General features: G+C 59.8%; 10 protein-coding genes and 2 pseudogenes. 9 read left to right on the plus strand and 3 right to left on the minus strand.

Features of this window, described 5'->3' with window-relative positions:
- Window positions 1-128 precede the first annotated feature (128 nt).
- The 3 genes from QK296_RS16245 (at window position 129) to QK296_RS16255 (ending at window position 5,731) form a co-directional block, all read left to right on the plus strand.
- The gene (locus tag QK296_RS16245; protein WP_282391100.1) at window positions 129-3,656 is read left to right on the plus strand and encodes a hypothetical protein; all 3,528 of its coding nucleotides are present in this window, start codon (window positions 129-131) and stop codon (window positions 3,654-3,656) included.
- A gap of 206 nt (window positions 3,657-3,862) precedes the next feature.
- Entirely contained in the window at window positions 3,863-4,216 is a 354-nt protein-coding gene (locus tag QK296_RS16250; RefSeq protein ID WP_003191259.1) for a response regulator, read from the plus strand.
- A gap of 114 nt (window positions 4,217-4,330) precedes the next feature.
- Window positions 4,331-5,731 carry a DUF1254 domain-containing protein gene (locus QK296_RS16255; protein ID WP_003191260.1) on the plus strand — a complete coding sequence of 467 codons (1,401 nt, stop codon included), beginning with the start codon at window positions 4,331-4,333 and terminating at the stop codon, window positions 5,729-5,731.
- 54 nt (window positions 5,732-5,785) lie between these two features.
- Here QK296_RS16255 and QK296_RS16260 read toward each other — a convergent pair whose 3' ends face one another.
- A complete protein-coding gene (locus QK296_RS16260; protein ID WP_003191261.1) occupies window positions 5,786-6,457 on the minus strand; it encodes a DUF3313 domain-containing protein in 672 nt (223 codons plus the stop codon).
- Between the two features lie 190 nt (window positions 6,458-6,647).
- On the opposite strand from QK296_RS16260, the gene QK296_RS16265 reads away from it, so the two are divergent.
- Window positions 6,648-7,373 (plus strand): aspartate/glutamate racemase family protein, encoded by a 726-nt coding sequence (locus tag QK296_RS16265; RefSeq protein ID WP_094774747.1) that lies wholly within the window; start codon window positions 6,648-6,650, stop codon window positions 7,371-7,373.
- Between the two features lie 201 nt (window positions 7,374-7,574).
- On the opposite strand, the pseudogene QK296_RS16270 reads toward QK296_RS16265, so the two are convergent.
- Window positions 7,575-7,826, minus strand: a pseudogene (locus tag QK296_RS16270) (GNAT family N-acetyltransferase); the annotation flags it as partial.
- A 261-nt stretch (window positions 7,827-8,087) separates the two neighbouring features.
- Between QK296_RS16270 and QK296_RS16275 the strand changes: the two are divergent.
- From QK296_RS16275 to QK296_RS16290, 4 genes are all read left to right on the plus strand, one after another.
- Window positions 8,088-9,059 (plus strand): helix-turn-helix transcriptional regulator, encoded by a 972-nt coding sequence (locus QK296_RS16275; protein ID WP_003191264.1) that lies wholly within the window; start codon window positions 8,088-8,090, stop codon window positions 9,057-9,059.
- Window positions 9,060-9,156: 97 nt separating this feature from the next.
- The gene (locus tag QK296_RS16280) at window positions 9,157-10,029 is read left to right on the plus strand and encodes a transporter (protein WP_282391101.1); all 873 of its coding nucleotides are present in this window, start codon (window positions 9,157-9,159) and stop codon (window positions 10,027-10,029) included.
- Window positions 10,030-10,053: 24 nt separating this feature from the next.
- Window positions 10,054-11,208: an MFS transporter gene (locus QK296_RS16285; protein WP_282391102.1), complete on the plus strand. Its 1,155-nt coding sequence runs from the start codon at window positions 10,054-10,056 to the stop codon at window positions 11,206-11,208.
- Window positions 11,205-12,317, plus strand: coding sequence for a class II histone deacetylase (locus QK296_RS16290; protein ID WP_069558594.1), 1,113 nt, complete (start codon window positions 11,205-11,207; stop codon window positions 12,315-12,317). Before QK296_RS16285 ends, QK296_RS16290 begins: the two co-directional genes overlap by 4 nt.
- On the opposite strand, the gene QK296_RS16295 is transcribed toward QK296_RS16290, so the two are convergent.
- A complete protein-coding gene (locus QK296_RS16295; RefSeq protein WP_153474891.1) occupies window positions 12,307-13,446 on the minus strand; it encodes a glycerate kinase in 1,140 nt (379 codons plus the stop codon). The two genes, QK296_RS16290 and QK296_RS16295, sit on opposite strands and share 11 nt — an antisense overlap.
- 327 nt (window positions 13,447-13,773) lie before the next feature.
- On the opposite strand from QK296_RS16295, the pseudogene QK296_RS16300 reads away from it, so the two are divergent.
- Window positions 13,774-14,375 (plus strand): annotated as a pseudogene (locus QK296_RS16300) (alpha/beta hydrolase); the annotation flags it as partial.

The following is a 14,375-nucleotide window of genomic DNA, read 5'->3' on the forward strand; positions in this document are numbered from 1 at the left end:
AGTCTCATACAGTGTTACGAGTTGGGTTCGGAACCTCGCCAGAACCTCTTCCCACACATCGATACGTGTTTGGACCACGGAGCGGTCGCAGGCACACATAAATTCTCTTTGCGAACCAGGTACTTTGTATGACGAAGATATTGCACAGTTTCCAGCCTGATATCCTTGCACATTTACCCAAGCCCCCCCCCATCATCAAACTCCCACACACGCCGCTCACGCCCCCGCAATCTCCCGAAGTCCCGGGCACTCCCGACGTCAGCAACCTTGATCTCAACGAGCAACTGGGCAACCGTCAGAATTTGAACACGCTCGGCGATGCCTTGGTCGGGATCGCCGAGCGCTTGGGCAAGGACGCGCCCGCCCATGACGTATTGGCAGCGCTCAAAGCCACCTCGATGGAGGTTCATCCGGACTCAGCGGCTCGCGCCGTGATGGGGGCTCGCACCACGCTTGAATCTTTTATAAAAAGCCTGGGGCTGCCGCTACCCAACAGTCACTTCGGCATATCTGGCCTCTCGGTGGCGGTGCTCGACCGTGCGCAAATCCATCCGCTGGGCAACCTGGAGGGCGCATTGGGCTGGCCCGTGCCGATGAGTGCCGATGACCAGCAGCGCTTGCACAACCTGGCTCTCAATTACGCCACCGCGCCGGATCAGCCAACCGTCAAGCAAACCCCTGGTTCGTTGCTGGCGTATTTACGCGAGCAAACCACCCTGGCGCCCGACGTCTTGGGCGATCCGGTCAAAACCCTGAACGCACTGGTGAGTTCCCCCGCGGCGCAGCAACTGGGCAAGAGCCTGCAGGAAGGTATGCAACACGTCGCCACGGATAGCAGCGCCATGGACCACCTCCTGGCTGCCATGACCCTGCAACTGGACCCCGAGTCCATCACTGAGGCCAATCGCAACCTGACAGCCGGCTTCGATCTGGCCCACGAAGATCACTGGAACCAAACCGCTGACAAGGTGGTGCAAGCGTTGGGCAAACATTTGGTAGCCAACGGCAAGACCAGCCCCGATCTGGCCGGCGTCGCCGCTTATTTATTGCTGGCATCCCGCGCACCGGTATTCCTGATCAAGGACATCCCCTCAACCGTGACCTATGGAAGCCCGGCGTGGGTCAACCTGGCCGTTGCCGCAACGACAATTGAAGCCCAGACTCCCGGCCGGGTCGCGAGCATGACCTTCGCAGAAGTCATGCTCGAGGCCGAGAGCGCCGGCCTGGCCGACCGCTCAGTCACTCACGATGCGCAACGTGAAGCCCTGATCGACTGGGGCGTTGTGCAGGGCGTACTAGTCAAAAAAGCCGATCACCTCTACAGCGCTGAAGAACTGGCTGCCCTGCTGAGTGAATTCGAGGCGCGCACGGCGTCGATGACCTCGGCGACTCAAGTTTTTGAAAAAGAACTGCCCTCCCGTGCGCTGAAAGCCGACACCGTACTCAAAGAGCGCTTTCCCGGCCTGGAAGCGCTCTACGATAAAAGATTGATTCACGTGTCGTATCAGAAGCGCAGGCCCTGGGGAGATGTCTTCTATGAACCCGGCCCGGTCGGGCCGCACTCGCTCAGGGACATCGTGATGATGGACTTGAAAGGGCCGGTTCGCTACAGCAGCAGTGATTCGCGTATTCCTTTGGATAAGTTGAATGCCATCTCCACGTTTGGCGTGCTTGAGTCGTTCAACCAGGAATTCAAGGCCGCCATCAATGAAAAGAAAGTCGCGATGAACACTGCCATAAGGCACTTGATCTCCCAACTGCCGCTGGAAGATAGAAAGAATTTCGAATTAGGCAAACTTTCATTTTTTTATAATCAATCCACGACCCTGAGCACAGAACTCATTCCGATCTGGGGTAACACGCTTCACCCCAAAGAAGAACCGTTGTTAGTACGCGTAGAACGCGGTGGCAAGGCGACTGATTATGAAATCAGCTTCAAAGAGGGGTCGATTCGAAGCTTTCTCCCCAATAGAGCAGAGCCCAAGACGACAAGAAATGGCAACGTAAAATGCGAAACCATAGCCTTCAGTCCTTCAAAAGGTGGCAGCTCGCTTCGCAAGGAACAGCCCCCGACGGACAAATCCGTACCTGACAGCTTCAATGGCGCTCGTAGTCAACTCATCGCAGATGCGTTTGTGGAACATACCAATTTTGATGATGAGGCCATCCTGGAGCAGGCACGGGGCCTCACTTACCACGATAAGAATGAGAAACGGGCCAATGCGATCAGCAACTTCATTTTAGAACTGGTGCCGTTTTATTCGGCTATCAATTGTTTTCGCAAGGGCAAAGTCTTCGAGGGTCTGAGTCACTTGGACATGGACCTGTTCGGGTTCGTGACCGCAGGGATGTCCACTGCCGGGAAAATGATCAAGATTGCCGGCACCACGGCCTCCGCCGTCAGCAAAGGGGCGCGCGCGGCCAAGGTCATCGGCATGGCGACTTTCAGCGCACTTAACCCGTTGGGTGGGTTGGGTGATGCGGCTATAGGGGGGGCGCGGCTGGCTGGTAAGGGCCTTCAGTTTCTTCGAAACAAAGCCACCAAGGCGGCGAATGCAATTCGCGGTGCTACCGGCAGTTACGATGTGCTCAAGGCAGCGGGCAAGGGACACGGGACCGCAGTGATTGGTACTTATCCCTCTGGAAACGTCAGCTTGCAGACGGTCGCCGTATTCAAAAATAATCGGTGGTATCACTATGACCCGATCAAGAAGAACGTATTTGGGGCGCCGATCAAAAATTTTTCGCGCGTGGGCGCGTCGTCAATGATAGTCCGCGCCACAGGCTCTAATAACGCTGCTTTTCGGCATCTTCTGAACCTCTCCCAATCGCCAACGAATGCTGCCGCTTATCAACGAGGTCTAACTCAAGGCTCTCCTTTTGACCTGCCAGGCTTTCATGTCCATATGTCTTCCGAAGATTTAGTCAATATTGCGTTAAATAATCACTTGGCCCCTGAACAAATGGGCACGCTGGTGAGGGAAATCAAAGCGCTGAGAATCGAGGAGGCCAAACTGGTCGTATCGAACCTAAAACATGATGTGAGTGCTCCTGGTGTGATTTTCACCGATGTGTCGCAGATCGATTATCTGGCGCGTACTGACATAACATCCACGGGCCATTGCGCAGGTTTTTCCAACCTCATGGCCTTGGCGATCATGCTCGGTAAAGAAGACGAGCTGATAAAAAATATCAAACGCGCAGCGATGAATCCGGGGGACATACAAGCGGCTGAATTTATCCAGGAGCTGCATAACTTCCAGATGATCGTTGGGGACCGGTCGGCTGTTCACATGGGTAAATCTTTCAAGCAGCAAAATCACTTGGAGATCATCGACGAACTGACCAACTCCCCCACCTCGAAAACCATAAGAATCGTAACTGCGGACCATGCAATGGTAGCTGGGATAAAGGTCGAAGGTAGCAGCACAAGCTGGTTTTTCTACGACCCCGATGGCGCGCTGGTCAAATTCACAACCTTGCAGGCAATGCAGGAGGGCATGGAAAAAGTGCTCAACAGTGGCCGACATGGAAAGAATATGAACCCGTACGTCACGGATAAGGGCGATAAATTCTTTGAAACCAGTGAATTTGCCGCCAGCGATATGGACACGGTGAACGACGTTTACAAAGAGTTGTTGGACGCCGCACTGTAAAGGCATCATAGCGCGCCAATGAATGTTGGCGCGCTTGTGTTTCAGCAAACGCTCATAGGGTTTCGCCCGCGCGTGAGACTTTATCCCGCACAATGATCACAATAGGCACCTTTTGTGGGAACTTGCCAGGAAGCGCAACACTCACTAGTAAGCAGTCAGTCAATCCCATAGCTCCGTACGCTCTCCATTTTTCAGGAATATCCCTTATGCCCGCCGCCTCCACCATCCTTGTAGTCGAAGACGACGCTATCGTGCGCATGCTGATCGTCGATGTCCTCGAAGAGTTGGAGTTCCAGGTGCTCGAAGCCGCTGATGCTGGGGAAGCATTGACGGTGGTGCAAGATACCGCCCAGGTCATCGACCTGATGATGACCGACGTCGGCCTGCCCGATATGGACGGCAAACAACTGGCAACCAAAGTGCGCGAACTGCGCGCTACCCTGCCGATTCTGTTTGCTAGCGGCTATGCCGAAAACATTGACGTGCCTGCCGGCATGCAGGTGATTGCCAAGCCGTTCTCGATTGATCAATTGCGTGACAAAGTCAAATCCATGCTCTAACGCCCCTTCCCTATCGTCCTTTGCAGAGATTAACGTGACGTCCGCCCAATAAAACAGGAAACTCGGCGCCTTCACGCCACGCTCTCAGATAGCACTCAGGAAGGACGCAACAACATGATTGGAAAACCGACGCGCCTGCTGTTGGCGAGCCTCTCGATTTTCATGAGCTCCGGCGCCTGGGCTGACTTCACCGCAAGCCCCAGCGAAGCCCGGGCCATCGCCAAGGAAGCCTACCTGTACGGCTTCCCCGTGGTGCAGATGTACAAGACGCTCTACACCCAGGCCGTTGATAAAGGCGGCGCCCACTTCAAGGCGCCGTTCAACCGTATCGACAACAGCGCCCAGGTGCTCACTCCCAAGGACAATGCAGTTACCACCCCTAACGTCGACACGCCCTACTCGTTCGTGTGGATGGACCTGCGTAAAGAACCGCTGGTGCTGACGCTGCCCAAGGTCGAAGACAACCGCTACTACTCGGTGCAGTTGATCGACCTCTATACGCAGAATTTCGCCTACCTGGGCACCCGCAGTACTGGCAATAACGGCGGCCACTACATGATTGCCGGGCCAGACTGGAAAGGTCAGCAGCCGGTGGACATCGACCGTGTGATCTACAGCGAAAGCAACATCGCCTACGCTCTGTACCGCACGCAGCTGTTTGATGACAAAGACCTGGGCAAGGTCAAGCAGATCCAGAACGGCTACAAGGTGCAGGCGCTGAGCAGCTATGTGAAACAACCGGCCCCCCCCAACGTGCCGAAGATCCAATGGCCCAAGCCGATGGCAACCATGACCGAAGGCCCGCAGCTGTTTCGCTACCTGAACTTCATGCTGGCCTTCGCCGCGCCACAGGACAGCGAAAAAGACCTGCTGGCGCGCTTTGCCAAGATCGGTATCGCCCCAGGCGCGCCGTTCAAGGTGAACCAGTTGACCGCCGAGCAGCGCAAGGCCCTGGAAGACGGCATCACCGATGGCCGCGCCGAATTCGCCGCGTTCAAGAAGGCCAAGGTCGACACCCACCAAGTGACCAGCGCAGACCTGTACGGCAGCCGCGACCACCTGCAAAACAACTACCTGTACCGCTACGCCGGTGCCGAGCTGGGGATGTTCGGCAACTCCAGTGATGAAGCCGCGCACTTGAGCTACGTCATCGACAGCGAGGGCAAGCCGGCCAATGGTGCACGCCACAGCTACACCGTGCATTTTGCCAAGGACCAGTTGCCGCCGGCTGATGCGTTCTGGTCGCTGACGATGTACGACGCCAAGACCAGACTGCTGGTGCCAAACCACAAGAAGCGCTACCTGATCAACTCGCAGATGTTGCCGAGCCTCAAGCTCGACGCCGACGGTGGCCTGACCCTGGCATTGCAACACCACGAACCGCCCAAGGCTGAGCAGAGCAACTGGTTGCCAGCGCCGCCCGGCCCGTTCTACGCGGTATTGCGCATTTACCTGCCCAAGCCTGAAGTCGCTAGCGGCCAGTGGAAGCTGCCAGCGTTGACGCCGCTTAAATAATTTCGGCGAATAAAAAAAGCGCGGCGGGTGATTACCCGCCGCGCTTTTTTTGACTCAGTGTTTTTTCAGTTTCACGTAAGACTGGTGCAGGTCCGACGCCCAACCGTCAATGACGCTTTTCACATCGTCGGCCTTCATGACCTGAGAATCATTGGCCAGCGGCTTGCCGGTGCCTTTGCGCACCACTTGGGCCAGCACTTTATGAGTGCTGCCATCGAGAAACTGCGCCTCGGTGCCCAGGGTGGTTTCCTGATCGCGAATGCCGGTGCCGGTGCTCACTGCCGCGGCCACCAGGGCGACGGGAATAAATTCATAAGGCTTGAGGCTTTCGGTCTTGCTGCTCACCGCGGTAATCGCCGCCCTTACCACGATCACTCCAGGGCCTGGGGCATTAGCCACGGGCAGTGACTGGGCCAGCTCGCGCTTGAGCGCCTGATTGTAATAGTCGTTGATGCCGCGCAGCGTACTCTCGGGAATCCGGGAGGTGGCCTGGGGCTTGGGGTAGAACTGGGTGGGCTCGATGTACACCGCCGTGTAGCGGCTCAGGTCCAGCTGTGGATCGACCCAGCGCATCACCTCGGCCCCCGACGGTGACTTGGCTTCCTTGAGTTGGCTGTAGTTGGAAAGAAACCCTGAATACTCATCCGGCTGCACCACCTTGCTGGCGCAACCGGCCATACCGAGCGAGGCGACGCATAGTGTGCCGATCATTAGCCTTAGCTTCATTAGTGAACTCCCTGGCGACCATCATCGTGAGAACGAGTGGTAGGTATAGCCAATGTTAGGACATTGCACCTTATTTAACATGGGGCATCACTCAGATTTGAACTGCTCCGGTGAATTGGCTGGCAACTGCGTATGACTCATCTGCCTTGAATGGGTAAGGTGAAGCCACACTTTTTGTCCGGAGCATCACATGCGCACCATCGGCCTTATCGGCGGCATGAGCTGGGAGTCCAGCGCCGAGTATTACCGTCTCATCAACCAGCGCGTGCGCGATCAGCTCGGCCCGCTGCGGTCGGCGCAAGTGTTGATGTACAGCGTGGATTTCGGCCCGGTGGAACAGGCCCAGCATGCCGGGCGTTGGGACGATGCCGCGCTGATCTTGGAAGATGCCGCGCGACGCTTGCAGGCCGGGGGTGCTGATTGTGTGGTGCTGTGTACCAACACCATGCATTTAGTGGCACCTCGCATTGAGGCGGCGGTGTCGATTCCCTTCCTGCATATTGCTGATGCCACGGCGACGGCGGCTCTGGAGGCTGGGACCTTGACGGTAGGCTTGCTGGGTACCGCGTTCACCATGGAGCAGGATTTCCTTAAATCGCGCCTCGCCGCTCAGGGGCTCACCGTGCTGGTGCCAGACGCGGATGAACGCAAGGCGGTGCACCGAATCATCTATGAAGAGTTGTGCGTGGGCCTCATCAGTGACGCCTCGCGCCAGGTGTATCAGCGGGTGATCCAGACACTCGCGGCACGCGGTGCTCAGGCGATTATTCTCGGCTGCACGGAAATTTGCCTGCTGATCCAGCCCGAACACAGCGCCCTGCCACTGCTGGACACCACCGCGCTGCATGCGCAGGCCGCGGTCGGGTTTGCCTTACAGGGCACAGGTATCGCCACAACTTTTTTAGCCGCTACCTAAACCCAATATCCTGGTTGGCTGTCAGGCCTTCTTCGCGAGCAAGCCCGCTCCCACAGGGGATCTGTGTCGGGCGCCGATTTTGTGGGCAATGCATGACCAGGGTGGGAGCTGGCTTGCCTGCGAAGGCGGTGGTTCAGGCAAAGACTCAGTAACTGACACACCGCTTTCATCGAAGTTGTATAGAGCCCTATGCTTACAGGATCAAGCCGATGTGCGCAGGCGCGCCATGCTGAAGGTGTCGACAAACACACCATCACGCAGGGCATAGTCACGCAATCGCCCTTCCACTTCGAAGCCGAACTTGCGGTACAGGTTGTGCGCAGCTTCGTTGTCGGCGCAGACCGTCAGTTCCACACGGCGCAGGTTCATCCAGTTGTCGGCCACCTCCAGCGCGGCCGCCAACAGCCGCGAACCGACGCCCTTTCCCTGCCACGCGGGCGCCACGCCCATACCCCTGAATCACGATAGACGGTTCAGGCACGTGCATTGCATTTCATCCTATGAAAGACAGGTGGCCGGCCAGTGTAGAGGCTAAGTCGCCCACCTGACGAGCCGGAGTTTTCCCACCGGCCAACCAGCACCATCCTGCATCTGAACGATAGCGATCCTTGCGCGCAACGCCGATACTCAGCCCAGGCCCTGCCCCGTCAACCCGACGCTTTGGCCTTCACCCTGTGACGAGAACAACAAAAAAAGTCCCACAGAGGAACACCCATGAACCGTCTCGATCCCGCGAGCCTGTTACAGGCTTTCAGCACTCTGACCCTGGACCTGCAACGCCTGGCCCAACACCAGGACATCGAACACTTTCAACACCATGCCCTGGCGCGCCTTAGCCAATTGCTGGCCTTCGACAGCGCCTGGTGGGGGCGCTCGGCGGTTATCAACGGTTTGCCGCACGAGCACAACAGCTACCTCTACCAGTTGCCCCCCGACTATCTGGCGGACTGGCAGTCGATCCGCCATCTGGACGTCACCGTTGCGCGGGTGCATGCGTCGCCCGGCGAGGCGGTGATCATCGATATGCGCGACTCCGCCAACGGCAGCGCCTTGAACTGGCTGGGGCAACGCCACGGCTTGGGTGAACTGCTGTGTGTGATCCATATCGACCCGCAAACCCACCTCAGCCACCACCTGACACTCTACCGCCAACCCGCTGCACCCAAGTTCAACGTGCAGGATTGCCAGATGATTAATAACTTGATGCTGCACCTGGTGGCAGCAGTCTCGGCAAACCAGATCCGCACCTTGGTGGCGATGCGGGAAACCCTGACCAGCCCGCGCAACCTCGCGCTGGCGGTGTGCGACCCACGGGGAGTGTTGCAATGTGCCGAGCGAGGGTTTGTCGACCTGCTGCTCAGCGAATGGCCGCAATGGCGCGGCCCCACCCTGCCGGTGCCTCTGGATGAACGCGGCCATGACGGCAAGCATATCCATATCCAGGCGTCCCCAGTGGGCGACCAGTTGCTGTTGGCCGCACGCATCAACCGCGCCCTGCCCCAGCTCAGCCCACGGGAAAACGATGTTGCCCAAGGCTTTGGCGAGGGCAAGACCTACAAGGAAGTGGCCCGCGACCTTGGCCTCTCGCCCAATACCGTGCGCCACCATATTCGCGCCATCTATACCAAGCTCGGCGTCAAGGACAAGGCACGCATAGCGCACCTGGTGCACGCCCCGCCCGACTGACCCTGCCCGTTTCTCCCACGGTTTACCACGGTCGTTTTTCAACGGTCACGGGCTGCTGTTGCCCTTTTTTCGGCCTTCTCACACGAGACGCTTCTTCATGACTTCCACATGCTTACGTAACCTGACAGTGCTGTTCGCCACCCTGCTCAGCGTCGACAGCCAGGCGGCCGACCTCAACGCCCGCGACTTTTTCGCCGCCCCACCGGGTACCAGCCTGGGTGTGTTGTACCTGCCCGCCACACGCGCCGGGGATTTCCATGGCCCCGCCGACAGCACCGGCAAGGCCGACCTGCGGGTCAACGCCGTGGCTTACCGCCAGGTGTATTTCACCGACGCCTGCGGCACGTTGTGCACGCCACAATTCATCCTGCCCTTTGCCGACATCAACGCACGCCTGCCCGGCGCCAATCAGCGCAGCCGCGAGCGCGGCCTGGGCGACCCACAGGTGGGCGGCACGCTGTTTTTCATCAACGACCCGGCCTCGCGCACTTACAGCGGCTTGTTGAGCCTGATCACCGTGCCGGTGGGTGAATATCACAGCCAAAACCCGGACGTGTCCCCCGGCGCCAATCGCTGGGGCGCCACCTTTGTCTACAACTACACCCACGGCATCGGCGAAAAATGGGTACTGGAAGCCAACCTGGAAGCCCAGCTCTATGGCCGCAATGACGATTACTTTGGCAGCGAACTCAAGCAAGCCCCGCTGTATCGCCTGCAGGCCTTCGCCTCCTATGACTTCAGCGCCGCCACTTCCGGCGCACTGCGCCTGATCCACGCCGACGGTGGCGCCCTGCGTCTGAACAACCGAAGCCTCGACGACACCCACAAGCGCTATACCCAAGTCGGCTTCGAATTCGGGCATTGGCTCGACCGGCAGAACCAACTGATGGTCAGCCTTTCGCAAAACGTTGCGGCTTCCAATGGCTACGCCGGCACCGAGGCGTTGTTACGCCTGGTGCATGTGTTCTGACCCCCCTTTCCCTGGAGCTTGAAAATGCCCATTTCCACCGCTGCGACAACGGCACGGCTGGCGGCGATCGTGCTGTTTGCCGCCATCACCCCGACCATCCTGATGACCGCTCCGGCCGTGGCCGCGCAGTTAGCCAGCCAGTGGCAACTGAGCCCGGCGCGTATTGGTGACTTGTTTTCCGTGGAGCTTGGCGCGATGAGCCTGGCAACCTTGCCCGCCTGGTGGTGGCTCAAGCGGGTTGACTGGCGCACCGCCGCCCGGGTCGCCGCGCTGTTGTTCATTGCCGCTAACCTGCTGTCAATGCTCGCCGACACCTACGCCGTGCTGCTGGTGTTGCGCGGTGCCAGCGCCCTGGCCGGCGGTTCGTTGATGATCCTCTGCCTGGCCAGTGCCGCCACCACCGCCAATCCCAGCCGAGTCTATGGTTTGTGGGTTATGGGGCAGTTGATCGTCGGTGCCGTCGGCCTGGTGGTGCTGCCTGGTTTGTTCGAACGGTTTGGCTTGAATGCCTGCTACCTGATCCTGGCAGGGTTGATGACCCTGCTGCTGCCATTGGCGCGGGCCTTTCCTGCCGGTAGCCCTGAGTTACCCGCCAGCCGCACCCCGGTCTTGCCCGGTTCACGCTGGAAAGCCGCCCTGGGGGTTGGCGCGGTCCTCGCCTTTTACATCAGCCTGGGGGGCGTATGGACCTTTATCGGTGCCTTGGGCGCCAGTGCCGGGATTTCTGCGCAGCACAGCGGCGAGATTCTCGCCATCGCCACCGTAATGGGTATTGCTGGCGCTGCGAGCGCCTCACTGATCGGCGCTCGTCTGCCGCGTGGTGCGCTGTTGTTGCTGGGCTACACGTTAATGGCAACAGCGGTGCTCCTGTTGCTCGGCCAGCCCGCCTTGCTGCGATTCGCCCTGGCCGCGCTGCTGTTCAAATTTACCTGGACCTTCATCCTGCCGCTGATCCTGGCCTGCCTGGCCGACCTCGATCACAGCGGCAAGCTGATGAACGCCTCCAACTTGGTCATCGGTGGCGGCCTGGCCATCGGCCCGGCGCTCGCCGGCCGCCTGATCGAAGCCAGCGGCGGGTTCAGCCTGTTGCTGCTCGGTGCAGCCGCTATCACCTTGCTGTCCCTGGTGATGATCGTCGCCAGCCGTCCCCACTCCTCCACTGAATTGGAACTGGTATGAACCTAACCACCGCATTTTTTTTCGACGAAATGAGCCTGTGGCACAGCGCCGGCGCCCATGCGCTGACCCTGCCCGTGGGCGGCTGGGTGCAGCCGCCGGCCGGCAGCGGGCATGCCGAGTCACCGGAGACCAAGCGGCGCTTGAAAAGCCTGTTGGATGTCTCCGGACTCAGCCGCCACCTGCACCTGCATAGCGCGCCGCCCGCCAGTGAAGAGGACCTGCTGCGCGTCCACAGCCGTGCTTACCTGCAACGTTTCAAAGCCTTGAGCGATGCCGGCGGCGGTGAGCTTGGCCCCCAGGCACCAATAGGGCCTGGCAGCTATGAGATCGCGCAACTGTCCGCCGGTTTGACCCTGGCCGCCGTGGACGCGGTGCTCAAGGGCCAGGCGCACAACGCCTATTCGCTGTCGCGGCCACCGGGGCATCACTGCCTGGCAGACAGCGCCATGGGCTTTTGCTTTCTCGCCAATATCGCCATTGCCATCGAGGCCGCCAAGGCGCGCAACGGGCTGGGCAAAGTCGCCGTGATCGACTGGGATGTGCACCATGGCAACGGCACGCAGTCGATCTTCGAAGAACGGGCCGATGTGTTGACGATTTCCCTGCACCAGGACGGCTGCTACCCGCCCGGTTACAGCGGCGAGCAGGATCGCGGCCGGGGCGCCGGCCTGGGCGCCAACATCAATATCCCGTTGCCGCCAGGCAGTGGTCACGCCACCTACCTACAGGCCATGGAGCGCATCGTGCTGCCCGCCCTGGAGCGCTTCGAACCGGAGTTGATCATCGTTGCCTGCGGTTATGACGCTAACGCCGTCGACCCGCTAGCGCGCATGTTGCTGCACAGCGAATCGTTCCGGTTAATGACCCGCGCCCTGCGCCTGGCCGCCGAACGTTTGTGCCAGGGCCGCCTGGTGCTGGTGCACGAGGGTGGCTATAGCGAAGCCTATGTGCCGTTCTGCGGCTTGGCGACCCTGGAGGAATTGAGCGGCGTGCGCACGGCGGTGCAGGACCCGATGCTTGAGCTTGTGCACTTGCAGCAGCCGGGTGCGGCGCTGCAGGGGTTTCAAGAGCAGTGGGTGGAACGATTGGCGCACGGGGTCAGCGAGTAGCTGCCAGGCGCCATACCCGCGCAATGTCCGAGGCCCGCTCGCGTAACAGACGCGGGGCCTCGTGGCAGGCCTGCTCAAGTGACATCGGCCCCGACGGCAAGGCGAACGCTGCGTCCACACCATGAGCGTACATCTGCTCGTAGCCGTCGCCCAAGGTGCCCGCGATCACGATCACCGGCACGCCATGTCGCTGGGCAATGCGCGCCACGCCAAACGGGGTTTTGCCACGCAGGGTCTGGGCGTCGAAACGGCCTTCGCCGGTGATGACCAGATCGGCGCCACGCACCGCTTCATCCAGGCTAACCAATTCAGCGACCACCTCAACCCCCGGACGAAACTGGGCAGCGAGGAACGCCTTGGCGGCAAAGCCCAGACCACCGGCGGCGCCGCTACCGGGTTCGTCGCGCACATCCCGGCGCAGCACCTGGGCGCAATGGTCGGCGAAGTGGCCAAGGGCAGCGTCCAGTTGTGCCACTTGTTCGGGGTTCGCGCCTTTTTGCGGGCCAAAAATCGACGAGGCACCGTGAGGGCCGCACAGGGGATTGTTGACGTCGGCGGCGATTTCAAAACGCACCTGCGCCAGTCGCGGGTCGAGTTGTTCAAGGCTGATATGGGCCAGACGTGCCAACGCCAACCCACCCGCCGGCAGTGGCTGGCGTTCGCTATCCAAGAGCTGCACGCCAAGGGCCTGCATCGCCCCCGCTCCGCCATCGTTGGTAGCACTGCCGCCAATCGCCAGGATGATGCGCTGCGCCCCGGCATCCAGCGCGGCGCGGATCAACTCGCCGGTGCCATAGGTGGTACTGGAGCATGCGTCGCGCTGCCCCGGCGCAACGAGTTGCAAACCGCTGGCCTCGGCCATCTCGATCATTGCGGTATGGCTGTCGGCCAGCCAGCCCCAACGCGCCTCGACGCTGTCGCCCAGCGGGCCTCGGACCGTTTGCCTGCGCAGCTCACCCTTACACGCCGCGAGCACCGCATCCACCGTTCCTTCCCCGCCATCAGCCATCGGGCATTGAAGCACGTGCGCATCCGGCCAGACCTGGGCGCACCCACCGGCAATCGCCTGGGCGACGCCTGCGGCACTCAGGCTGTCTTTGAACGAGTCGGGGGCGATCACGATTTTCATGGGCTTTCTCCGGTTTTTATAACGCCCATGCTGCCAGTTGGCTGGGGGAATGACGCGGGGCCGATGCACAAGTGTGGATGGGGTTTTGTTGTTCATTCCTACAAAGTGACACGCCGCGATGAATAAACGCCAAACCTACGGGCCGGCTTGTTTGATCTATCTGTCAGCAACGACTTTCAGCAGTGTAGGACGCCTCTTTAATGCGCACGCTCCCTTGAGGCTCGCAATTGCACGCTAATAGAGTGTGGCCCAGAAGATTCCAGACAATATCAATCCGGGGGGCTCCACGCCGAACGGCAGCAGCGCCCTCGATTCAGGGAGAATTTCATGGCCGATACCTCTCAAATGCCACGCATAGCGCCGCTCTCTTATAACGCCCGGGGCAACCCTGTGCATACCTGGACCCTCACGCCCAGCCATATCACCGACCCGGTGCACTGCATATTGCCGCCGGACGGGGTGCTGCCGGTGATTTTTGTGCCGGGGATTATGGGGTCGAATTTGAAGAGCAAACCGGAGAAAGGAAAGGGAAAGAATAAGGCGGCTCCCGTCTGGCGGTTGGATGCGGGGTTCATGGGTAAGAATATGTGGTTGGCCCTGAACTGGATAAACAAAAAGGCGGGTATACGACAGCAACTGTTGCACCCCGCCAGGGTAGAGGTTGATAACAAAGGCGCGGTGCCGGAGCGCTCTGTCGGCACGGTCATAGTGCCGCCAGAACCGGACAGGAAAAAAACCATCCTGGCTCTGACCAAGCGCTACGAAGAGCGCGGATGGGGCGAAGTCAGCGAAACCAGCTACCACGCGTTTCTTCTGTGGCTTGAAGACACCCTTAACAGCGAATTCATGCCGCACAAATGGCCGCAATTCGACATTCGGCCTGAGCATCTGCACACCCGCAGTGTCGAGCCCGGCCCAGTTCAAGTCAC

Source organism: Pseudomonas sp. AL10, from assembly GCF_029960685.1.
Classification (GTDB): domain Bacteria; phylum Pseudomonadota; class Gammaproteobacteria; order Pseudomonadales; family Pseudomonadaceae; genus Aquipseudomonas; species Aquipseudomonas lactis.